The organism is Streptomyces sp. NPDC089424, assembly GCF_044749345.1.
In the GTDB taxonomy this organism is placed as follows: Bacteria; Actinomycetota; Actinomycetes; order Streptomycetales; family Streptomycetaceae; genus Streptomyces.
Window position 1 is genome coordinate 56,185 of sequence record NZ_JBIVHU010000004.1, and the last position, 21,397, is coordinate 77,581.

Annotated in this window: 17 protein-coding genes, 1 tRNA gene and 1 other RNA gene; 7 read left to right on the forward strand and 12 right to left on the reverse strand. The window is 73.3% G+C overall.

Translation table 11 applies throughout. From position 1 onward, the window contains the following. Positions 1-265: 265 nt before the first annotated feature. The 4 genes from ACIP2X_RS19875 to ffs form a co-directional block, all read right to left on the reverse strand. Positions 266-2,203: a hypothetical protein gene (locus tag ACIP2X_RS19875; RefSeq protein ID WP_401674640.1), complete on the reverse strand. Its 1,938-nt coding sequence runs from the start codon at positions 2,201-2,203 to the stop codon at positions 266-268. 301 nt (positions 2,204-2,504) lie between these two features. Further along, complete coding sequence (gene purD, locus ACIP2X_RS19880; RefSeq protein ID WP_401674643.1) at positions 2,505-3,758, reverse strand: phosphoribosylamine--glycine ligase; 1,254 nt, start codon at positions 3,756-3,758, stop codon at positions 2,505-2,507. A gap of 179 nt (positions 3,759-3,937) precedes the next feature. Further along, a complete protein-coding gene (locus tag ACIP2X_RS19885) occupies positions 3,938-6,307 on the reverse strand; it encodes a DNA polymerase III subunit gamma and tau (RefSeq protein WP_401674646.1) in 2,370 nt (789 codons plus the stop codon). Between the two features lie 83 nt (positions 6,308-6,390). Continuing rightward, positions 6,391-6,485, reverse strand: an RNA gene (ffs, locus tag ACIP2X_RS19890) — signal recognition particle sRNA small type. A 73-nt stretch (positions 6,486-6,558) separates the two neighbouring features. Between ffs and ACIP2X_RS19895 the strand changes: the two genes are divergently transcribed. Both ACIP2X_RS19895 and ACIP2X_RS19900 read left to right on the forward strand, forming a co-directional pair. Continuing rightward, a tRNA-Ser gene (locus tag ACIP2X_RS19895) sits at positions 6,559-6,646 on the forward strand. Between the two features lie 77 nt (positions 6,647-6,723). Beyond that, on the forward strand, positions 6,724-6,945 hold the full coding sequence (locus ACIP2X_RS19900; RefSeq protein ID WP_401674648.1) for a hypothetical protein: 222 nt from the start codon (positions 6,724-6,726) through the stop codon (positions 6,943-6,945). A gap of 294 nt (positions 6,946-7,239) precedes the next feature. Here the strand turns inward: ACIP2X_RS19900 and ACIP2X_RS19905 are convergent, their stop codons facing one another. Further along, the gene (locus tag ACIP2X_RS19905) at positions 7,240-7,875 is read right to left on the reverse strand and encodes a response regulator (protein WP_401674651.1); all 636 of its coding nucleotides are present in this window, start codon (positions 7,873-7,875) and stop codon (positions 7,240-7,242) included. Next, positions 7,872-9,119 (reverse strand): sensor histidine kinase, encoded by a 1,248-nt coding sequence (locus ACIP2X_RS19910; RefSeq protein WP_401674655.1) that lies wholly within the window; start codon positions 9,117-9,119, stop codon positions 7,872-7,874. The genes ACIP2X_RS19905 and ACIP2X_RS19910 overlap by 4 nt, the downstream gene beginning before the upstream one ends. A 224-nt stretch (positions 9,120-9,343) precedes the next feature. Here ACIP2X_RS19910 and ACIP2X_RS19915 point away from each other — a divergent pair, with 224 nt between their 5' ends. Beyond that, on the forward strand, positions 9,344-9,859 hold the full coding sequence (locus tag ACIP2X_RS19915) for a heme-binding protein (protein WP_401674658.1): 516 nt from the start codon (positions 9,344-9,346) through the stop codon (positions 9,857-9,859). Positions 9,860-10,801: 942 nt separating this feature from the next. Here the strand turns inward: ACIP2X_RS19915 and ACIP2X_RS19920 are convergent. The 6 genes from ACIP2X_RS19920 to ACIP2X_RS19945 all read right to left on the reverse strand — a co-directional run bounded on the left by ACIP2X_RS19920 (position 10,802) and on the right by ACIP2X_RS19945 (position 17,291). Continuing rightward, positions 10,802-11,590 (reverse strand): Fpg/Nei family DNA glycosylase, encoded by a 789-nt coding sequence (locus ACIP2X_RS19920; protein ID WP_401674660.1) that lies wholly within the window; start codon positions 11,588-11,590, stop codon positions 10,802-10,804. Between the two features lie 149 nt (positions 11,591-11,739). After that, positions 11,740-13,053, reverse strand: coding sequence for a glycoside hydrolase family 36 protein (locus tag ACIP2X_RS19925; RefSeq protein ID WP_401674663.1), 1,314 nt, complete (start codon positions 13,051-13,053; stop codon positions 11,740-11,742). A 27-nt stretch (positions 13,054-13,080) separates the two neighbouring features. Beyond that, positions 13,081-13,968: a carbohydrate ABC transporter permease gene (locus ACIP2X_RS19930; RefSeq protein WP_401674665.1), complete on the reverse strand. Its 888-nt coding sequence runs from the start codon at positions 13,966-13,968 to the stop codon at positions 13,081-13,083. Next, positions 13,965-14,948: a carbohydrate ABC transporter permease gene (locus ACIP2X_RS19935; protein WP_401674668.1), complete on the reverse strand. Its 984-nt coding sequence runs from the start codon at positions 14,946-14,948 to the stop codon at positions 13,965-13,967. The genes ACIP2X_RS19930 and ACIP2X_RS19935 overlap by 4 nt, the downstream gene beginning before the upstream one ends. Further along, positions 14,945-16,255 carry an ABC transporter substrate-binding protein gene (locus tag ACIP2X_RS19940; RefSeq protein ID WP_401674671.1) on the reverse strand — a complete coding sequence of 437 codons (1,311 nt, stop codon included), beginning with the start codon at positions 16,253-16,255 and terminating at the stop codon, positions 14,945-14,947. The genes ACIP2X_RS19935 and ACIP2X_RS19940 overlap by 4 nt, the downstream gene beginning before the upstream one ends. Before the next feature lie 325 nt (positions 16,256-16,580). Next, positions 16,581-17,291, reverse strand: coding sequence for a siderophore-interacting protein (locus ACIP2X_RS19945; protein WP_401674674.1), 711 nt, complete (start codon positions 17,289-17,291; stop codon positions 16,581-16,583). Positions 17,292-17,383: 92 nt separating this feature from the next. Between ACIP2X_RS19945 and ACIP2X_RS19950 the strand changes: the two genes are divergently transcribed. The 4 genes from ACIP2X_RS19950 to ACIP2X_RS19965 are packed head-to-tail and all read left to right on the forward strand — an operon-like array spanning position 17,384 to position 21,333. Beyond that, positions 17,384-19,501 carry a penicillin acylase family protein gene (locus tag ACIP2X_RS19950; RefSeq protein ID WP_401674676.1) on the forward strand — a complete coding sequence of 706 codons (2,118 nt, stop codon included), beginning with the start codon at positions 17,384-17,386 and terminating at the stop codon, positions 19,499-19,501. Then, on the forward strand, positions 19,494-20,102 hold the full coding sequence (locus ACIP2X_RS19955; protein WP_401674679.1) for a GNAT family N-acetyltransferase: 609 nt from the start codon (positions 19,494-19,496) through the stop codon (positions 20,100-20,102). Before ACIP2X_RS19950 ends, ACIP2X_RS19955 begins: the two co-directional genes overlap by 8 nt. Next, a complete protein-coding gene (locus ACIP2X_RS19960; RefSeq protein ID WP_401674682.1) occupies positions 20,099-20,572 on the forward strand; it encodes a cupin domain-containing protein in 474 nt (157 codons plus the stop codon). Before ACIP2X_RS19955 ends, ACIP2X_RS19960 begins: the two co-directional genes overlap by 4 nt. After that, positions 20,569-21,333 carry an SDR family NAD(P)-dependent oxidoreductase gene (locus ACIP2X_RS19965; RefSeq protein ID WP_401674685.1) on the forward strand — a complete coding sequence of 255 codons (765 nt, stop codon included), beginning with the start codon at positions 20,569-20,571 and terminating at the stop codon, positions 21,331-21,333. The genes ACIP2X_RS19960 and ACIP2X_RS19965 overlap by 4 nt, the downstream gene beginning before the upstream one ends. Positions 21,334-21,397: the final 64 nt, after the last annotated feature.

The window sequence follows — 21,397 nt, forward strand, 5'->3', positions numbered from 1 at the left end:
GGCGGTGAGTGTGCTGTGGCGCGGTGCGGTGCGGTTTCTTCTGTTGTGGATCGCTTTGGGCCGCTTTGGTGTGGCCTGTTATCGCGTTTGTACGACTGTCTTATGTCGCGTGCGATTGCCATGTGCGCGTTCCTTACCCAGCACATCACATTACGCACGGACTTCGTCACTGTTCGTTTCGAATTGACCGAAAGCGGAAGCGGTGGCTCCGCAGGAGGCGGGGCCAGGAGGGGTGCGGGCCGAAAGGCGGGCGGTCTCGCCCGGCTCAGACGAGACGTACGGGCTTCTCCGCGCGTATCCCGACCTCGGCCAGCCAGGCTCTGAGCGGCGCCGGGTCACCGTCCTCTATGAGGCTCAGGACCCGGGGGGTCAGGTCGGCGGCGCGCTCGCCCTTGACCAGGAGGGAGGGGCCGTCGAGCCAGTCCAGGCCGGGAGCGGCGCCGGCGGTGTCCATCGCGGCGCAGCAGACCATCGCCGTGACGTGGTCGGCGAGGAGCTCGCGCGGGGTGCGTGGAGGTTGCAGGGGGAAGAGGGGGAGGGCGCCGTCGTCCCACAGGGCGTCCGGGCTGGGGGCGGGCGCGCTGGCGCGCGGCGGGGCGTGGACCGCTTCCTCGCGGGCGAGTTCCGCGCTGAGGCCCGCGGCGAGGGCGGCGCTGCGGGGGTCGCTGGGCGCGGAGTCCTCCGGGTCCTCGAAGTCGGCGAAGTCCGCAAGGTCTTCGAGATGTTCGAGGTGTTCGATGTGTTCGAGCGCCTCTGGTTCCGGGAGGTCCGCGTGTGCGGTGTCAGGGGCCGGGTCGGGGGTCCGGGTCCCGTCGAGGACGGTGGCCGGGTCGGTGGGCCGGTCCGGGGCAGGGGCGGCCCGGTCGGCGTCGAGCGGCGTGGCGTCGGCCGTCGGGGCTTCGTGGTCCGGGTGCGGGGGCGGGTCGTCCGTCAGGTGGTTCAGGACGCGGGCCAGGGTGGGGCCGTGGTCGGTGTCGCGGGTGGCGCGGCGTACGCCGAGGGTGTCCAGGACGCGGTGGAGGCGGGCGGCGTCGGTGCGCCACTTGCGGTCCACGACCTCGTCCGGATACTCCTGCCAGGCCACCGGCGACCAGTCGGGACCGGACTCCGCCGGGCCGCCGTGGAAGAGGCGGGCCGCGAGCAGCGAGGTGGCCTCGTCGACCACGCCGGGCTCTTCGAGGAGGTCGCAGGCGGGACGCTCGCCGAGGCGCGAGGCGAAACCCTCGGCCAGGCGGTCCCGCCGGGACAGCTCGGTGAGGGCGGCGACGACACCGGCGTCCAGCCGGGACGGCCAGCGGCCCATCCGCCAGGCGGGCAGCGCGACCCGGGTGAGCAGGCGGTCCCAGCCGGCGTACGCCAGGCCGACCTGTTCCTGCGCGACGATCCTCAGTCCGTAGTCCACAGCCTGTGCACGCTCGGCCGCCGCCGCGGCGACCCCGCGCTCCATCTCGGCCGCGTGCTCGCGGCAGCTGCGCAGCAGCAGGCGGGCCAGTCGGCCGGCGGCCGCGTACCCGGTGCGGATCACGGGGCGGCGGCCCGGTGCCGAGGCCACGGCGACCGCCGCGTCCAGGGCCCGCACGAAGCGCCGGGCGGCCGCTATGTCGGGATGGGCCGAAGGTCCCGTACCGGCGACGACCGGGGCGAGCACCGCGCGCAGTTCGCCGACGCGCATCCACCACAGGAAGGGGGAGCCGATGACGAGGACGGGACTGGCCGTCGTACGGCGATGACCGTGCCGTCGTCCGGGGTTCGTCATCTCGTCGCGGACGGTCGGCCCGGCCGGTGGGCCGTGGGCCGGATGCGTGCGGTCCTCCAGCCAGCTGTCGCAGTCCGGGGTCAGCGCTATCGCGGAGGGAGCCGGGACGTCGAGGCGGTCGGCGAGGTCACGCACCAGCCGGTAGAGATCGGGCGCCGCACGCTCGGCGATCGCGACCGTCGGGCTCATCGCGGGGCGGGCCCGGGCGAGGAGCAGCGCGAAGCCGCCCGCGGCCAGCAGCACGAGAAGCGCGACCGCGCTCACGGCCCAGCGCGCGCCGTCCCACCCCGCGCCGGCGAGATGGCCGGTGGAGCCGCCCGCCAGCAGGACCACGGCCACGGCCGCGGGCAGCACGGCGGCGGCCAGTGCCCGGCTGCGGATCCGCAGCACGGCCAGCGCACGGTGACGTGCGCTCTGAGTCCCTGTCTCCACACCGATGCCGGTCACGTCCGGACCTCACCCCTCCCGTCCTGGCATTGCTGGCTGTCCTGGCGTTGCTCACTCCCCCACTGTGGCACCCACCACTGACATCGCAATGCCGGTGGGCCAAGTGCCGGAACGCTTGCGCCGCACCCTAGTTGGGGCCCCGGCCCCCGTCAGCCGGATACGGCATCGGTCACTCGATGGAATGGCTCTGGGGAAAGGTGGATGACGCAGGGCAAGGATCAGGCCCCGGATCCGTGGAGGATCCGGGGCCTGCGGAGTGCCTGGTCAGAGTGCCGACGACGAAGATCGGGGCGGGTTCGGGCTAGGCGCCCGACGCCGCCTTCGCCGCGATGTCCGTCCGGTGCTGGGAGCCGTCCAGGTGGACGCGGGTGACGGCGCGGTACGCCCGCTCGCGGGCCTGGGCGAGATCGCCGCCCGTCGCGGTGACGGACAGGACCCGGCCGCCCGCGCTGACGACGGAGTCGCCGTCCTGCCTGGTGCCGGCGTGCAGGACGAAGGCGTGCGGGGCGTCCTGCTCGGCCACCGCGTCCAGGCCGGTGATCGGGTCGCCCGTCCGGGGGGTGCCGGGGTAGTTGTGCGAGGCGATGACGACGGTGACGGCCGCGTCCTCGCTCCAGCGCAGCGGTTCGAGGCTCGCGAGGTTGCCGGTGGCGGCGGCCATCAGGATGCCGGCCAGCGGGGTCTTCAGACGGGCCAGGACCACCTGGGTCTCCGGGTCGCCGAACCGGGCGTTGAACTCGATGACCCGCACTCCCCGGCCGGTGATCGCCAGTCCGGCGTAGAGGAGGCCGGAGAAGGGGGTGCCGCGGCGGCGCATCTCGTCGACCGTCGGCTGCAGGACGCTCTGCAGGACGTCGTCCACGAGCTTCGGGTCGGCCCAGGGGAGCGGGGAGTACGCGCCCATGCCGCCGGTGTTCGGGCCCTCGTCGCCGTCCAGCGCGCGCTTGAAGTCCTGGGCCGGCTGGAGCGGGACGACCGTCTCGCCGTCGGTCACGGCGAAGAGGGAGACCTCGGGGCCGTCCAGGTACTCCTCGATGACCACGCGGTCGCAGGCGAGGGCGTGCTCCTTGGCGGCGTCCAGGTCGGCGGTGACGACGACGCCCTTGCCGGCGGCCAGACCGTCGTCCTTGACGACGTAGGGCGGGCCGAAGGCGTCGAGCGCGGTGTCGACCTCCGCCTCCGTCGTGCAGACGTACGAGCGGGCAGTCGGGACGTCGGCCTCGGCCATGACGTCCTTGGCGAAGGCCTTGGAGCCCTCCAGGCGCGCGGCCTCCTGGGAGGGGCCGAACACGGCGATCCCCGCCTCGCGCACGGCGTCCGCGACACCCGCGACCAGCGGGGCCTCCGGGCCCACGACCACGAGGTCGGCGCCGAGCTCCAGGGCCAGCGCGGACACGGCCGCGCCGTCCAGGGCGTCGACGGGGTGCAGCTCGGCCACCTCGGCGATGCCGGCGTTGCCGGGGGCGCAGTGCAGCGCGGTCACGGCGGGGTCGAGGGACAGGGAGCGGCACAGGGCGTGTTCGCGGGCGCCGGTACCGATGACGAGGACCTTCACGGGGCCAGCCTAACGGGAGCGGGTGGGGTGGGTTTGTGGGGGATGCCGAAGGAGGGCGGGGCGGGGCGTTGTGGGTTTCTCCGAAAGGGGGCGTTCATCGCCGGACGTCAGCGCCCGTCGGCAGTCGCCCCTCGCCGGCGTCTGTCAGTCGTCAGTCGTCAGTCGTCAGTCGTCAGTCGTCAGTCGTTCGAGAACTCGTCCATCACCGTCGCCCCGAGTTCCCGCACGATCAGCTCCTGGCCGGAGAGGGCGGACTCGTCGAGGTCGGGGTCGTCGTCCTCGGGGATGTCGTCCTCGATGGAGACGGGGGGCGGCTCGGGCGCGGAGGGCCGGGCCGGGGCGTGGGGGGCCGCCGCCGGGGCGGACGCGGCGCCGGCCGGGGCCGGGGCGGCCGAGGACGGCTGCCCCGACGCCGGGCGCCGGGCGGTCGTGGTCCCGCCGCCGCTGCCTCCGGGCGCGGCCCCGCCGAAGCCGCCGCTCGCGGCTCCGCCGCCGGAGCCCAGGGAGCCGCCACCGCCGCCGAAGCCGCCGGTCGCCCCGCCGCCGCCGTAACCGCCCCCGCCCCCGCCGCCGCTGCCCGGCGGCGGGGGTGCCGCGCCGCCGCCCGAGGGGTCGACGAGGGCCTCGATCTTCCAGTGGACGTTGAACTGCTCGGTCAGGGCCTGCCGCAGCACGTCCTCGCTGCCGCTGCTCACGAAGTTGTCGCGGGCTCCGGCGTTGACGAAGCCGAGCTGGAGCGTGGTGCCGTCGAAGCCGGTGATCTGGGCGTTCTGGCTGAGGAGGATCCAGGTGAAGCGGCGGCGGTTCTTCACCGCCTCGAGGATGTTCGGCCAGAGCGTGCGGGGGTCGAGGCCGCCGCCCGGGGGTGGGGAGGCCGGTGCGACCGGGGCGGGCGCGGGTGCGGGTGTGGGCGCCGGTGCCTGTGCGGCAGGGGCAGGGGCAGGGGCAGGCGAGGGGGCCGGCGCGGGCCGTCCGCCGCCACCGGGGGTCGTGGCGGTGGGCCAGCCGCCGGGCCGCCGGGCGGCGGGACCGGAGCCGGCCGGGGTGGCGGTGGGCCAGGCGCCGGGTGCGGCCGGAGCGGGGGTCTGCGCCGGTGCTTCCGTCGGCGTGGGTGGCGCGGGCGGCTGGGCGGGCCCGCCCGCGGCGGGGGCCGCAGCTGGGGCCGCAGCGGGCGGTGCGTCGGCCCGCTGGTCGCCGGGCCCGTCCGGACCCGCCGGTGCGGGTCCCGCGGCCTCCGGGGCGCCGCCGCCCGGGGTGCGCACCGCGGCACGGGCCGCAGCAAAGCCGCCGCCGGGCGGTACGGCCGCGGCACTGCTCGCGGGCGCTCCCCCGTGCGCGTCGGGTCCGGGCACGTAGCCCATGGCGGGCGCCGGGGCTCCCGCGGAGAAGTTGACGCCCCGCTCCAGACGGTCGAGGCGGGCCATCGTGGACCGCTCGTCGCCGTAGGCGGCGGGCAGCAGCACGCGCGCGCAGATCAGCTCCAGCTGAAGGCGCGGCGAGGTGGCGCCGCGCATCTCGGTGAGGCCCTCGTTGACGAGGTCGGCGGCGCGGCTGAGCTCCGCGGGGCCGAAGGTGCCGGCCTGGGCCCGCATCCGCTCCAGCACGTCGGCGGGGGCGTCGATGAGCCCTTTCTCCAGGGCGTCCGGAACCGCCGCGAGGATCACGAGGTCCCGCAGCCGCTCCAGCAGGTCGGTGACGAAGCGCCGCGGGTCGTTCCCGCCCTCGATCACACGGTCCACGACCTCGAAGGCCGCGGCGCCGTCCCCGGTGGCGAACGCCTCGACGACGGAATCGAGCAGCGACCCGTCCGTGTAGCCGAGCAGGGAGGTGGCCATGGCGTATGTCACACCGTCCGCCCCGGCGCCCGCGAGCAGTTGGTCCATGACGGACATGGAGTCCCGCACGGATCCGGCGCCGGCCCGCACGACGAGCGGCAGGACACCGTCCGCGACCGGGATCTCCTCCTTGCCGCACACCTCTCCGAGGTACTCCCGCAGGGTGCCGGGCGGCACCAGCCGGAACGGGTAGTGGTGCGTGCGGGAGCGGATCGTCCCGATGACCTTCTCGGGCTCGGTGGTGGCGAAGATGAACTTCAGGTGCTCCGGGGGTTCCTCGACGACCTTGAGGAGCGCGTTGAAGCCGGCCGACGTGACCATGTGGGCCTCGTCGATGATGTAGATCTTGTACCGGCTGCTCGCGGGCCCGAAGAAGGCCTTCTCCCGCAGCTCACGGGCGTCGTCCACACCACCGTGCGAAGCGGCGTCGATCTCGATGACGTCGATCGAGCCGGGGCCGTTGCGCGCGAGGTCCTGGCACGACTGGCACTCCCCGCAGGGCGTCGGAGTGGGTCCCTGCTCGCAGTTGAGGCAGCGGGCCAGGATCCGGGCGCTGGTGGTCTTGCCGCATCCACGCGGACCGCTGAACAGGTACGCGTGATTGACCCGGTTGTTCCGCAGCGCCTGCTGCAGCGGGTCGGTTACATGCTCCTGCCCGATGACCTCGGCGAACGACTCCGGGCGATAGCGGCGGTACAGCGCGAGAGACGACACGCATACGAGGTTATAGGCGCCCACCGACAACGGGATCCGCCCCGGAATCCCGGGGATCCTCGGCATCCCACGGGCCCGGACACGCGAACGCCCCCCACGCACCCGCCAGAGCCGACCTACCCTTGCTGCCTTCCGGCCCTGGGGGAGTTCAGTCAGATAGCGCCGCGTGAGGGGCTTCGCACAGCCTACCCGATGCTGAGGTGCGGGAACGAGTTCGCGAGCACTCCTCTCGGTCATGTAATGTTTCCGGCGGAGGATTCGCCTAGAGGCCTAGGGCGCACGCTTGGAAAGCGTGTTGGGGGCAACCCCTCACGAGTTCGAATCTCGTATCCTCCGCCAGCTCAGAGGGCCGGACCGCAAAGGTCCGGCCCTCCGGCGTTCCCCAGGGGGACGCACCTGGGCGCATACTGGGGGCGATGACAAAGCCCGATGTACCGAAGCGTCATTTGCCTACCAGCCCCTTCAAGGCCCCGGTCACTCGCGCTCCCGAGCACTTCGCGGTGGGCGACCAGGTCACACACGACATGTACGGCCTCGGCCGCGTGATCGGCATCGAGGACGGAATCGCCGCGCTCGTCGATTTCGGCTCGGCGCAGATGCGCATCCTGAGCCCGTACAGCAAGATGACCAAGCTGTAGGACCGCAGTGCCCGGTCGCGGCACACCGGGGCCCGTCAGGGACCCGTGACGAAAGAGAGACCTCCCATCGATCCGACCTCGCTGTTCTCCGCCGTGGAAGGGCAACCCCGCGGCGGAGCCGCGGTCTCGCCGCCTCCGACGACGAACCCGTTCCAGGCCCCGGACTTCGGGGACGACGAGCATCCCCTGCTCGACGGCGACGGTGATCCCGGCAGCCGTCCGTAAGCCGTCCCCCGGGCCCGCCCGGGCGTCCGTCGAGGACGTTCCCGCCCGGTTTCTCACGGCACCTGTCCCTCAAGGCACCAGGCGCCGCTCTTTTGCCACGGCCACCGCTCCCGCGCGCGTGTCGACGTTCAACTTGTCGTAGATGCGCCGGAGGTGGGTCTTCACCGTCGCCTCGCTGATGAACAGGGTGCGGGCGATGTCGCGATTGGTCAGGCCCTCGGACAGGTGGCGGAGGATGTCGTGCTCCCGGGGCGTGAGGCCGGGGCGCGGCGCGCGCAGGCGGGCCATGACCCGGTCGGCGACCGGGGCGGACAGGGTGGTGCGGCCCTCGGCGGCGGCACGCAGGGCGGCGAAGAGCTCCTCGGGGCGTTCCGCCTTGAGGAGATAGCCGGTGGCGCCGGCCTCGATGGCGCGGGTGATGTCGGCGTCGGTGTCGTAGGTGGTCAGCACCAGGACATGGGGGACGTGCGCGGTGCCGTCACCCGAGGTGAGCCGGCGGGTGGCGTCCACTCCGGTCATCCCGGCACCCAGTTGGAGATCCATCAGGACCACGTCCGGGGTGAGTTTCCGCGACAGCGCCAGCGCCTCCTCGCCGGTGGCGGCCTCGCCGACCACCTCGATGCCCTGGGCGCTCGCGAGCAGGGCGCGCAGCCCCGCCCGTACCACCGCGTGGTCGTCGCACAGGAGGACGCGGATCGTCGTCATGCCGGCTCCGAGGTGAGGGGGACGCAGGCGGAGACGACGGTGCCCTCGCCCGGCGTGGACTCGATCGTGAGCGCGCCGCCCACCTGACGCAGCCGGGCCCGCATCGCCGGCAGGCCGTGGCCGCGGGCGGGCGACGAGGCCCGGAGGCCGGGGGTGAAGCCGCGGCCGTCGTCCGCGACGTCCAGGACCAGCTGGTCGTCCAGGCAGGTCAGCGTGAGGGTGGCGGTGGTGGCGCGCGCGTGTTCGCGGACGTTCGCGAGGGCGCCCTGCGCGGTGCGCAGCAGCGCCGACTGGACCATCTCGGACAGCGGCGCCGCCGGGGTGCCCTCGGCGTGGAAGCGGACCGTGAGGGAACCGGTCGACTCGCGGGCTACCAGCGTGCGCAGGGCCTCTGCGAGGTCGCCGGCCTCGGCAAGGTCGGCGGGGGTGAGGTCGTGGACGAAGCGGCGGGCCTCGGCGAGGTCCCGTTCGGCGATCGCGGCGGCCGTGCGGACGTGGTCCCGGGCCGCGTCCGGGGAGGTGTCCCAGATCCGGTCCGCCGCCTGGAGCAGCATGCGCTGGCTGGACAGGCCCTGCGCGAGGGTGTCGTGGATCTCGCGGGCCAGCCGCTCCCGTTCGGCCAGGGTGCCTTCGCGGCGTTCGGTGGCGGCCAGTTCGCGGCGGGTGCGGACCAGGTCGTCGATGAGGACGCGCTGCCGGGCGGCCTGGCCCTCCATGACGACGAAGACCGTGGTGGCGATGGCCGCCACCGCCGGGGGCGCCAGCGCGACGTTCGGGTCCGGCCAGCCGGCCAGCTTCAGCTGCGCGGCCACCACCAGTGCCGTGAGCAGCACCACCAGCGTGATCGCGGCCCGCGGCGGCAGGGTGCGCAGGCCCGTGTAGAAGAGGGGGACCGCGCACCAGGCGAAGCTCGGGGCCGGCACCACGAGGACCGCCCAGACCGCGACGACGGCACCCAGCCAGATCAGGCGGCGGGGGGTGGGGCGGGTGCCCAGGGCGGGGCCGAGGACGTAGAGGGCGGCCAGCAGAGCGCTGAGGGCGACGACCCAGGGGGTGAGGGGGTCGGCGGCGTGCCGCGCCAGGTAGCGGGCGAGGGAGGCGCCCAGCAGGACGAAGAACGCCGCGTGCATGACGAGCGTGAGGGTGCGGGTGCCGGCGTCCGGGGCCTCCACGTCGTCCCCGCGCCCCGTCACGGCCCGCTCCGGTACGGCCCCCTCGGGCGGGACCTGCTCCCGTACGGTCATCTCCTCACCGCCACTCCGCGCACCCTCACTCGGCCTCTGAACTGGGCAAACACCTTCAGTGTCGCCCACATCACGGCACCCGGGGTCATCCGAACGGATGACCCCCTCGTCGTCCGGAACGCTCGGCGCGCGCAGCCGGACCGACGACCGGTCGCCGTCCCGTCCCCCGTGAGGATCGGAAAGGCAACCGCCCCGCACCAGGGGTCCCGACCGAAAGGCCCACCATGAAGCGCGCCCGTCTCGTCACCGCCTCCGCCCTCCTCGCCCTCGGCCTCGCCGGCGGCACCGTCGCCGCCAGCGCGGCGAGCCCCGGGCAGGACGTGGCCCGGCACCACCTCACGCAGACCACGCACCTCGACGTGGCCGCCGCCACCGAGGCCGCGCGGGCCGCGCTGCACGCCGCCGAGAAGGAGAACCAGCGTGTCTCCGTCGCGGTCGTCGACCGCAACGGCAACACGATCGTCACCCTGCGCGGTGACGGCGCAGGACCGCAGTCGTACGAGTCCGCCGAGCGCAAGGCGTTCACCGCCGTGTCCTGGAACGCGCCCACCTCGGAGCTCGCCAAGCGCCTGCAGCAGGCCCCGAACCTGAAGGACATCCCCGGCACCCTGTTCCTCGCCGGCGGCGCCCCGGTCGCCGTCAAGGGCGCTCCCGTGGCGGGCATCGGCGTCGCGGGCGCGCCGTCCGGCGACCTGGACGAGAAGTACGCACAGGCGGGCGTCGCCACGCTCGGCCACTGAGGCGCGCGGCGCCTCCCAGCCGCTGACGGTGGCGGCGGCTCGCGGCCGCTGACGGTGGCGGCGGCTCGCGGCCGCTGACGGTGGCGGCGGCTCGCGGCCGCGGAGCGCGAGCGGCGGCACTCGGTCGCCGACACGGGCGGCGGCTCCCGCTAGCTGACCTGGGCGTCACACCCACCGCGCCCAGCCGCCGACGCAGGCAGCGCCTCCCGGCCCCTGACGGAGGAGGCGACTCCCGGCCGCAGAACGGCGGGCGGCGGCTCCCGCTCGCTCACCTGGGCGCCACGTCCGTCGCGCTCGGCCGCCGACGCAGGCAGCGGCTCCCGGCCACTGACGGTGGCGGCGACTCGCGTCCGCGGAGCGCGAGCGGCGGCACTCGGTCGCCGACACGGGCGGCGGCTCCCGCTAGCTGACGTGGGCGTCACACCCACCGCACTCAGCCGCCGACGCAGGGAGCGACTCCCGGCCCCTGACGGTGGCGGCGGCTCCCGCTCGCCCGTGGGCGTCAGGCCCGCCGCGCTCAGCCGCTGAGGCGGGCGGCGGTTCCCGGCCGCAGACCCGGGCAGCGGCTTCCGGCCGCAGGCGCGAGCGACGCCCCCGGTCGGGACCCGGGCAGCGGCTTCCGGTCGCTCACGTGGGCGTCACGCCCGCCGCGGTCGGCCGCCGGCGCAGGCAGCCACTTTCGGCCGCAGGCACGAGTAGCGGCTCCGGTCGCAGGCGCGAGCGGCAACCCCCGGCCGCAGGCACGGGCGTCACGCGTCTCCCGGCCGCAGAAACGGGCAGCCGCTCCCCGCCGCAGAGACGCGCGACGCCTCCCGGCCGCAGACCCGGGCGTCACGTATCTCCCGGCCGCAGATACGGGCAGCGACTCCCCGCCGCAGACGCGAGCAGCGACCCCGGACTCAGACACGGGCCTCGCGCGTCTCCCGGTCGCTTACGCGGGCGTCACGTGTCTCCCGGCTGGCAGTGCGGGCACCACACCGTGGTTCTGCCTCCCAGGCGGGAGCGGTGCAGGGGGGTGCCGCAGCGGGGGCAGTGCGGGTCGGGATCGTCGCGGTGGCCGGTGAGCCAGGAGTCGCGCGGCGGGACCCTGCCCGCGCCGACCGCCGCGCGCAGGGTGCCGCGCATCCGGGTGTACAGGCGCCGCCGGTCGGCCTCGGTGAGGTCGCTCGCCCGGGCGGCCGGTCGCAGCCCCGCGCGCCACAGGATCTCGTCGGCGAGCAGGTTGCCGAGGCCGGCCAGGACGGACTGGTCGGTGAGCGTGGTCTTGAGGGTGCCGCGGCGGGCGGAGAGCGCGGCCCCGAACTCCTCGCGGCCGACCGCCATCGCGTCGGGGCCCTGCCGTTCCAGCAGCCGGGCGACCCCGGCGTCGTCGGCGAGCCAGAGGCCCTGGAGCTTGCGCTGGTCGCGGAAGCGGAGCTGACGGTCCCGGCTCATCGTGAACAGGACGCGGTCGTGGGGTGCGGCGGCGGTGTCGGGGCGCTCGCAGACCAGGCTGCCGGTCATGCCGAAGTGCAGCAGGAGGGTGTGGCCGCCGCCGGTGCGGGCGAGCAGCCACTTGCCGTGGCGTTCGGGCCGGCCGAACCGCCGGCCCTCCAGCGTCTCGCGCAGCCGCCGCGCGCTCACGCCGTGCAGCACGCCCGCGTCCCGGACCTCGACCCGCCGCACGACCCGGCCCGACGCGCAGGACGCGAACACGTTCCGGAAGGCCTCGACGTCCGGCAGTTCGGGCATGGCTCAGCTCCGTCGTCGTGGCCCGTCCCGGATGCGGGGCACGCACGGCGGGCCGGCGTGGCACCCCTCACATCTGAACCACTGCCGACGCCCGCGGACGCCACGGCACGCTGACCTCCCGCCCCACCCGTCCGAACGGCGGCGCCACCTCAGCCCCCCGTGCCTCCCAGCAGGCGGCGCGTCGTCGTCACTCCCCATTCGTCCAGCGACAGCAGCCGGTCGCTGGAGGCCATCAGGCCGTCGGTGGCCTCCACGTGGGCCGCCCAGCGCTCGCGGGTCTCGACGGCCGGGCGGGCCATCAGGCAGTCGGGGTCGTTGATCCAGAGGCGGCGGTGCTGCCACTGACGCCCCGCGCCGGTGAACTCGGCGGGATCCTGCCCGGGCTGGCTGTAGTCGTCGGCCTCGGGGCGGCGGTGGGGGCCGGTGTCGGGGCTGACCCGCATCGCGTCGAACAGGCCGATCGACGCGAGCACCGGCGCGCCGCAGCCCAGCAGGTACGCGTCCGCGCCGATCGCCTCACGGATCAGCTCGACGCCGGAGCGGTACGCCGTCAGCGCGTCCACGTCCGCGTGCCGTACGCCGTCCAGCGCGCCCGCGTAGAGGAAGTCGACCTTGAAGTAGTCGTACCCCTCGGCGCTCAGGGTGCGGAAGACCTGCGTCAGGTACGCCGCGGCGTCGGGGTGCGTGGTGTCCAGGACGTGCAGGTCGTGGTCCCAGTTGCAGCCGGCGTGCAAGGGGGCGCCGTCGGGGGAGCGTACGAGCCAGTCCGGGTGCTCGGCGGCCAGGACGCTCGCCGGGTCCACCAGGAAGGGGGCGGTCCAGATGCCCGCGCGGCGGCCCTTCGCACGGATCGCGGCCGCCAAGCCCTCGCGGGAGCGGAACCGGCCGGAAAGGGTGAGCCAGTCGCCGAGGGCGCTCTGGTAGCCGTCGTCGATCTGGACGACGTCGACGGGCAGGTCGAGGGTGTCCATCGCGCGGAGGTTCTCGTGGATGTCGTCCTCGGTGACGGCGGTGAAGTACTCGTACCAGGAGCACCACACGCTGGGGGCGGGCCGCGGGGCCGTCAGGCCGAGCCCGTCGGCCCAGTCGGCCAGGACCGACTGGATGTGCGTGCCGGTCCATTCCTTCACCCGGCCGTCCGCGCTCACCTGTGCCGTGCCGCCCGTGACCGTGAGCCGGATCGAGGGGACCTCGCGGGTCGGGTCGGCGGCCGCCCACAGGCGGACCGGGGTGCCGTCGCCCGGGTCGAGGGCGAGGAGTCCCTCGCCTTGGAAGGCCCCCTCGGGGACGGTGACGCCGGGGCGGTAGCAGACGGTCGCCCAGTTGGCGTTGGTCGGGCGGTACGGCCGGCCGGTGAGGGGGTAGGCGCCGCTGGGGCTCCAGGACTGCCAGCCCTCCTCGTGGACGCGGGCTCGTGAGACGTCCACGGGCACGGAGGCCAGCGGCGTGAAGGCGTGGGACACGGTGGTTCTCTCTCGAAAAGACGGACGTCAGCCCTTGTTGGCGCCGAGCGTGAGGCCGCTGACGAACTGCCGCTGGAGCAGGAAGTAGACGATCAGCGTCGGGATGGCGGTGAGCAGGGCGCCTGCGGCGACCAGGTTGGGATCGGTGAAGAACTGGCCGGAGAGGTTGTTCAGCGCCGAGGTGATCGGCATGTTCTCGCCGGTGGAGATCAGGACCAGGGCCCAGAAGAAGTCGTTGTAGATCCAGATGGACAGCAGGGTCGCGAGGGCGGCCATCGCCGGGCGGCACAGCGGCAGGGTGATCTGCCAGTACAGGCGCCACACCGAGGCGCCGTCGACCAGCGCGGCCTCGGTCAGTTCGTGCGGCAGCGAGCGCATGTAGTTGCTCAGCACGAACGCGCAGAAGCCGGACTGGAACGCCACGTGGATGAGGACGAGGCCGAGGGCGGAGTCGTACAGCTTGCCGCTCATGGTGATGCCGGGCAGGTCCACCAGGAGGTAGAGCCGGTACAGCGGGGTGATGATCACCTGCTGGGGCAGCAGGTTGCCGGCCGTGAAGAGCAGCAGCAGGGCGAGGTTGACCCGGAAGTCGAAGCGGCTGACGTAGAAGGCCACCATCGACGACAGGAACAGGGTGACCAGGACCGCCGGGACGGCGATCACCAGCGTGTTCACGAAGTAGTGCGTCATGTCCGACTGGGTGAACGCGTTCGTGAAGTTGTCGAGGCTCAGCGTGTCCGGGAGGGAGACGTACCCCTTCTCGCTGGTCTCGGCGTACGGGCGCAGCGCCGCGTAGACCGCCCAGAGCAGCGGGGCCAGCCAGGCCAGCGCCATGGTCCCGAGGACGAGGTGCAGCACGACGCGGCCGGGGCGGATCGGGGCGCGGTTCTTCGGGACGACCGTCGTTGCGCTCATGCCCGCCGCTCCTTCCGGAAGGTGCTGACCAGATAGGGGATGATCACGACGAGCGAGATCAGCAGCAGGACGACCGCGATCGCCGATCCGTATCCGATGCGGCTCGACTCACCGATGATGTTGCTGGTCACCAGGATGGACAGCAGTTCGGTGCCCTCGGCGCCGCCGTTGAAGACGTAGACGAGGTCGAAGGCGCGCAGTGCCTCGATGATGGTGACGACCAGGACGATCGTGTTGGTCGGGCGCAGCGCCGGGAAGACGACGCCGCGGAACGTCTGCCACTCGCCCGCGCCGTCGATCGCGGCGGCCTCGCGCAGCGTCGGGTCGACGCCCTTCAGGCCGGCCAGGTAGAGGATCATCATGTAGCCGGTGTGCCGCCACGACGCGGCGACCAGGACCGCCCAGAGGTTGAGGTCCGGGTCGCCGATCCAGTCGATGTACTTGCCGGGCTCGTTGGCCCCGATGACGCTGTTGATCAGGCCGGTGTCGGGGTTGTAGACGAGCTGCCAGACGAAGCCGATGACGGCCATGGACAGCACCACCGGCAGGAAGAACGCCGTCTGGTAGACGCGGCTGAACCGGATCCTCTTGTCCAGCTGCACGGCCAGGAACAGGCCGAGCGGCGTCGGGATCACGATCAGCACCGCGAACCACACGACGTTGTGCTGGACGGCGGGCCAGAACTGCGGGTTCTGCTCGAACAGCTCCTTGAAGTTCTGCAGCCCGACCCAGTGGATCGAGTCGAAGCCGATGCCGTCCCAGGTGGTGAAGGCGAGCGCGATCGAGGCGAGCGCGGTCACCCACACCAGGGCGATGTGCAGGACCGTCGGCAGGGTCGCCATCAGGCCCAGCGTGAGCCGGTCGCGGCGGGTGAGCAGGCGCCGGTGGCCCCTGGGCACCTTCCGTCCCGCGAGCGGGGCAGCGCCCGGAGGCGGCACGTCGGCCGCCTCCGGGTTCTCCGTGGTGAGTTCCGTGGTCATGAGGACGCGAAGATCGTCTTCTTCTGGCGTTCGATGGAGGAGAGCAGGCCGTCGACGCCCTTGGGGTCACGGATGAACTTCTGCAGCGCGGGCTGCATGACCGTGGAGGTGAAGTCCGGGCGGCTGTCGCGGTCCATGAACTGCGTCAGGTTCTTCGCGCCGGCGATCATCTCGTACGACTTCTTCTGGAGCGGGGTGTACGAGGAGGTGTCGGCCTTGGTCGAGGCGGCGACGCTGCTGGGGTCCGACTTGAGGTAGGTCTCCTCGGCCTCCGGGGAGCCCAGGTACTCCATGAGCTTGAGCGAACCCTCCTTGTTCTTCGGGCTCTTGCTCATCATGAAGCCGTCGGTCGGCGCCTCGACGGTCTCCTGGCCGAAGGCCGGGTCGATCTCCGGGAAGGCGAAGAAGTCGAGGTCCTCGAGGTCGGCCTCGTTCGTGAACTGCTGGGCGACGAAGGTACCCAGGAGGTACATGCCGGCCTTCTTCGCCACCAGCGTCTGGGCGGCGTCCTGCCAGGTGCGGCCGATGGCGCCTTCCTGGTGGTAGGGGAGTATCTCGGCCCACAGGTCGAAGGCGGCGCGGACCTTGGCGTCGGTCCAGGAGGCCTTGCCGGCCATCAGGTCGACGTGGAAGTCGTAGCCGTTCTTGCGGAAGTTGATCTGGTCGAAGGTGCCGAGGGCGGGCCAGGCGTCCTTGTCCCCGAAGGCGATCGGGACGAGGCCGTCCTTCTGCATCCGCTTGCACAGCGCGATGAAGTCGTCCCAGGTGGTGGGGACTTCGTAGCCCTTCTCCGCGAAGACGCTCTTCCGGTAGAAGATCGCCCAGGGGTACGTGTAGAGCGGCACGAGGTAGTACTTGCCGTCCTCGCCCTTGCTGAGCGCCTTCATCGCGTCGGGGAAGTTGCCGCCGATCTTCTCCCAGACCTCGTCGACCGGGGTGGCGAGGCCCTTGGCGGCGAAGAACTGCATCCGGTAGCCGGCGAACCAGGTGAACACGTCGTCCGGCGTGCCCTGGAGGTAGGAGTTGATCTGCTCCTGGAAGGTGTTGGAGTCCTTGGTGTTCACGTCGACGGTGAGCCCGGACCGCTTCGTGAACGCCGCGTACATGTCGGCGTACGCCTTCTTCGGCACGGGGTCGGACGCCTTCGACCCGACCGTGACCGTCTTCGGGTCGGCGGCCGCGCCGCTGCCGCCGCAGGCGCTCAGCAGGGAGGTTCCGGCGCCGAGAGCGGCCGCGCCACCGACACCGCGCAGAAGGGTGCGGCGGCTCGGGCCGGGGAGAGTGAGACCGGAGGGGGTTCTGCGCATGACGGCTCCTGGGGGGACAGGGGTCCGGTCCGGAGATTGGTCGAAACCAATCAGAAACCAACCTGACCGAACACGAAGGTGGCGCAATAACAGCCTCATGTCCGGTCATACGTCAAGAGTCGACGTCGTAGTTTGTGGAAACGTGACCGCGCCGACGAGGGTCAATCCCCCTGCCCGCGAGGGTTTTTCACAGAAATCAACACGGCGCTCCGCCCAACGGCCCCTGAAGTGAAAGGCGGAGGGACCCCCGCGGGCCGTCCGCTCACGAAAAAGACCCGGGGCCGGCTGGACGCCGGCCCCGGGTCGCGCGGTCACGCAGGTGATGTCAGGTCGCCCGCCAGTACCCCAGCGCGTGCATCCGCTCCTTCGGGACCGACAGGTCCTTGCGCACGTACGAGGCCAGGGTGCGGGTCGTGGCGGTGTCGCAGGCGATCCAGACGTACGGGTCCGTGGTGGCCGCCAGGAGCGCCGGCAGGGTGGCCCGCACGTCGTCGACCAGGCCCGGACGGGGCACCCGGCGTATCTCGTGCCGGTCGGCGTCCGCGTGGCACGGCAGGCCGTCCAGCTCACCCTCGAACCAGATCGTCGCGGGCGCCGAACCGAGGGCGTCGAGAAGGGAGTTGAGCGCGGGCAGCGAGGCAGGGTCGCCCATCGCGAAGACGTGCGAGGGCTCGGGCCGGGGATGCTGGAAGCCCGTGCCCTGGACCGTCGCCTCGATGGTGTCGCCTTCCTTCGCCGCCCGCGCCCAGTCGCTGGCGCACCCCTCGTGGAGTGCGAACTCGAGGCTGAAGGTGTGCGTCCCGGGGTCCGCGTCGACCAGCGTGTAGGCGCGCTGGTGCGACTTGCCCCCGTTGTCGAACCACAGCCGGACCCACATGGTGGGGTGGACGCCGGCCGCCGCGAGCAGGCCCCCGTCGGTGAAGTGCACCCGCCGGTACTCCGGCGTGACGTCCTCGGCGCCGGTGACGGTGAGGAGGAAGTCCTTCGCGCCCATCAGCTTCAGGACCGCGCCCTGCCAACCGTGCCCCTGCCCCATGGTGCTCCTTCACATCTCGCGTACCATTCCGCCACGACTTACTTAGGGAAGCCTAACCTAAAGAGCTCAAGGAATGACAGGGTGATGTCCAGGTGACCATCGAGATCTACCGCGACGCCTGGGGCATCCCCCACCTGCGCGCCTCCGACGCCCGCGAACTCGCCCGCGCCCAGGGCCGGGTCACGGCCCACGACCGCGCCTGGCAGCTGGAGGTCGAACGCCACCGCGCCCAGGGCACCTCCGCCTCCTTCCTCGGTACGGCCGCCGTGCCCTGGGACGTGCTCGCGAGACGGGCGCGCCTCACGGACACGGCGGAACGTTCCTTCAAGGCCCTGGACCCCGACACGGCCGACTGGGTCCTGGCCTACGTCGAGGGCGTCAACGAGGGCCTCGCGGAAGGCGCCCGCCGTACCCCCGAGTTCGCCGACACGGGACTCGCACCCGGCCGCTGGGAGCCCTGGACCCCGCTCGCCGTCTGGATCGCCACCCACCTCCTCTTCGCGGGCTTCCCGGCGAAACTCTGGCGCGAGGAGGTGATCCGGCATCTGGGACCGCGGGCGGTGGCGCTGTTCGCCACGGACGGCCCCGGCACCTCGGGCAGCAACGGCTGGCTGGCCGCCGGGGAGCGGACCGTCACCGGGCAGGCGGTGATCGCCGGGGATCCGCACCGCTTCATCGAGGAGCCGGGCGTCTACCAGCAGATCCGGCTGAGCTGCCCCGAGTTCGACGTCGTGGGCCTCGCCGTGCCCGGCGTCCCCGGCACCGCGCACTTCGGACACACCGGCTCGGTCGCCTGGGCCATCACCAACGCCATGGCCGACTACCAGGACCTGTACCGGGAGCGGCTGCGCCGGACCGGCGCCGGCGTGGAGGCCCTCGGCCCGGACGGACGGTGGGAACGGGCCTGCCGGGTGACGGAGGTCGTCGAGGTGCGCGGCGCGGAGCCGGTGCCGGTCGAGGTGATCGAGACCGGACGGGGACCGGTGGTCGCCGGCGGGCCCGAGGGCCTGACCGACGGCACGCTGCTGCCGGACGACGCCGAGCCCCCGCTCGCCCTCAGCCTGCGGTACCCGCCCCGCGTCCTCGCCGACGCCGGCTTCGCCGCCCTGCTCCCGCTGCTGCGGGCCCGCACGGTCGCCGACGTCGACCGCGCCTTCGACAGCTGGGTGGAACCGGTCAACGTCGTGCAGGCCGCCGACACCGAGGGCGGCACCCTGCACCGGGTCGCCGGCCGGGTGCCGGTGCGCTCCGCGGCCAACAGGGTCCGGATCGTGCCCGCCTGGGAGCCCGGCCACGAGTGGCACGGCTGGCACACCATGCCGCGCGCCGGCCTGACCGACGGCATCGCGGTGATGGCCAACCAGCGCGGCCCGTCCGCCTCGCTCGGCGTCGAGTTCGCCCCGCCGCACCGCGCCGCCCGGATCGCCGCGCTGCTCGACGAGAGGAAGAGGTGGTCGGCGGCCGACATGCCCGCCATCCACACGGACACCCATCTCGCCTCCGCCACGCCCCTCCTGCGTCTGCTCGCCGCCCTCGACGGCCTCGCACCCGCCGCCGCCGCGCTGCGCGACCGGCTGCTGCGCTGGGACCGGCGGATGGACGCCAAGAGCGAGGCCGCCGCCGCCTACGCGGCCGTCCGCGGCGCCGTCGTCCGCCGCCTCGCCGCCCACCCGGCGTTCGCCGCGCTCACCGAGCCGCCCGCCTACCCGGAGGTCCTGCTGCCCTGGCTGGGGCTCACCGCACGGACCGCCTTCGCCCTGGAGAACCTGCTGACGGCCGAGGAGCTTTACGGCATCGACCGTCCGGCGCTCGTCCGGGCCGCCCTGGAGGAGGTGGCGTCGCCGGCCACCGCCGGCACGGCCCGCCGCACCTGGGGCGACACCCACCGCCTCGCCCCCTGGCGGGCGTTGCCCGGCACGCCGTACGCCACCGACACGTACGCCGAGCCGGCGCTGTCCGGCGACCACGACTGCGTGCTGTGCACCTCCGCCGTCCCCGGCCTCACCGACCTCGCCGCGCGCGGACCGGCCGCCCGCTACGTGTGGGACCTGGCCCGGCGCGAGGACAGCCTCTGGGTGGTGCCGCTGGGCGCGTCCGGCGTGCCCGGCTCTGCGCACCACCGCGACCAACTCCCCCTGTGGACCAGGGGAGACCTCGTCCCGGTCGTCACCGACTGGGCCCGCCTCACCAAGGAGACCGACGATGACTGACCCGTACGCCGACCGCACCGCCGTCCACGAGGAGGTGGTCGACGGCTTCGGCACCGTACGCGTGCTGCCCCTGGACGCGAAGGGCGACGCCGAGGTGGTCCACGGCTGGGTGAGCCAGGAACGCGCCGCCTTCTGGGGCATGAACGGGCTCACCGTGGAGGAGGTGGCCGGCATCTACGCCCACATGGACACCCTCGCCACCCATCACGCCTACCTCCTCGTGAAGGACGGCGAACCGACGGCCCTGTTCCAGACCTACGAGCCGGAGGCGGACCGGGTCGGCGAGTGCTACGACGTCCTGCCCGGCGACATCGGCCTGCATCTGCTGCTCGCGCCGGCCGGATCCGGCGGGTCCCGCGGCGGCTGGACGGCGTCGCTGCTCCAGGCCGCGGCCTCCTACGTGTGGCTGGTCCTCGGCCGGCAGCGCGTCGTGGTCGACCCGGACGTGCGCAACGGCAAGGCGATCGAGCGCTTCCTGAAGCAGGGGTTCGTGGCCGGTCCGAAGGTCGTACTGCCGGAGGTGAATCTGCCCGACGTGCACCTGCCGGAGAAGCACGCTCAACTGGCCTTCCTCCTCCGCCCGGTAGCCTGCCCGGCGTGACCCCAGAAGAGCTTGTCGCGCACTACGCCATGGAGCCGATCCCGCGCGAGGGCGGCCTGTTCCGGCAGACCTGGGCCGGACCGGACCGCCCCGACGGGCGCCCGGAGGGCACCGCCATCGTCGCCCTGCTCCGGCGGGACGACTACTCCGCCCTGCACCGCCTGCCCGCCGACGAGGTCTGGCACTTCTACCTCGGCGACCCGCTGGAACTGCTGCTCCTGGCCCCCGACGGCTCCTCGCGCACGGTGGTCCTCGGACCGGACGTGCTCGCCGGCCAGCACCCGCAGTTCACCGTGCCGGCCGGCACCTGGATGGGCGGGCGGGTCGCCGAGGGCGGCTCCTGGACGTTCTTCGGCTGCACGATGGCGCCCGGCTTCACCTTCGAGGGGTACGAGCACGGCGACGCCGCCGAGCTGACCGCCCGCCACCCGGAGCTGGCCGACCGGATCGTGGAACTGTGCCGGCCATGAGGTTGCTGGAGGGCCAGGTCGCCCTCGTCACGGGCGCGGGCGGCGGCATCGGGCGGGGCATCGCCCTGCGTTTCGCGGAACAGGGCGCGGCGGTCGCCGTGCACTGCCGTACGTCGCTGGAGCCGGCGCGTGAGGTGGCGGCACTGGTGGAGGGCCTGGGCGGCCGGGCCGTCGTGCTCCAGGCCGATCTCGCCGACGAGGCCGAGTGCCGGCGCGTGGTGCGCGAGGCCGCCGAATGGGGCGGGGGGCGCCTGACCGCGCTGGTCAACAACGCCGCCGTGCAGCCCGTGCAGGAACTCGCCGGGATGACCGCCACCGACTGGCGGGCGGTCGTGGACACCAATCTGACCAGTGTGTTCGCCTGCACCCAGGCGGCCGTCGAGGTCATGCGGGAGCGCGGCGAAGGGGGCTCGGTGACCCACATCGCCTCGATCGAGGCGAGCGCGCCGGCCCCGGCGCACGCCCACTACTGCGCCTCCAAGGCGGCGGTCGTGATGCACGCCCGGTCGGCGGCGCTGGAGTACGGGAGCCACGGCATCCGCGTCAACACCGTCTCCCCCGGGCTGATCGACCGGGAAGGGCTCGCCCAGGGCTGGCCGGAGGGCGTGGAGCGCTGGCAGCGCGCGGTGCCGCTCGGGCGGCTGGGGCGGGCGGAGGACATCGGGGACGCGTGCGTGTTCCTGGCCTCACCCCTGGCGTCCTGGGTGACGGGGCACGACCTGGTGGTCGACGGGGGGATCTCGGCGCGGCCCACCTGGTGAGAGGACGGCGGGCGAGGCCACCGGGTGAGCGGATCGGCGCCCGCATCCGTATGTCCTTCGCATG

Excerpts from the sequence above, each read along its gene's own strand:
- ACIP2X_RS19900 (WP_401674648.1), top strand. The coding sequence starts at position 6,724 with ATGACAAAGCCCGATGTACCGAAGCGTCATTTGCCTACCAGCCCCTTC.
- ACIP2X_RS19905 (WP_401674651.1), bottom strand. The coding sequence starts at position 7,875 with ATGACGACGATCCGCGTCCTCCTGTGCGACGACCACGCGGTGGTACGG.
- ACIP2X_RS19910 (WP_401674655.1), bottom strand. The coding sequence starts at position 9,119 with ATGACCGTACGGGAGCAGGTCCCGCCCGAGGGGGCCGTACCGGAGCGG.
- ACIP2X_RS19915 (WP_401674658.1), top strand. The coding sequence starts at position 9,344 with ATGAAGCGCGCCCGTCTCGTCACCGCCTCCGCCCTCCTCGCCCTCGGC.
- ACIP2X_RS19920 (WP_401674660.1), bottom strand. The coding sequence starts at position 11,590 with ATGCCCGAACTGCCGGACGTCGAGGCCTTCCGGAACGTGTTCGCGTCC.
- ACIP2X_RS19930 (WP_401674665.1), bottom strand. The coding sequence starts at position 13,968 with ATGAGCGCAACGACGGTCGTCCCGAAGAACCGCGCCCCGATCCGCCCC.
- ACIP2X_RS19935 (WP_401674668.1), bottom strand. The coding sequence starts at position 14,948 with ATGACCACGGAACTCACCACGGAGAACCCGGAGGCGGCCGACGTGCCG.
- ACIP2X_RS19940 (WP_401674671.1), bottom strand. The coding sequence starts at position 16,255 with ATGCGCAGAACCCCCTCCGGTCTCACTCTCCCCGGCCCGAGCCGCCGC.
- ACIP2X_RS19945 (WP_401674674.1), bottom strand. The coding sequence starts at position 17,291 with ATGGGGCAGGGGCACGGTTGGCAGGGCGCGGTCCTGAAGCTGATGGGC.
- ACIP2X_RS19955 (WP_401674679.1), top strand. The coding sequence starts at position 19,494 with ATGACTGACCCGTACGCCGACCGCACCGCCGTCCACGAGGAGGTGGTC.
- ACIP2X_RS19965 (WP_401674685.1), top strand. The coding sequence starts at position 20,569 with ATGAGGTTGCTGGAGGGCCAGGTCGCCCTCGTCACGGGCGCGGGCGGC.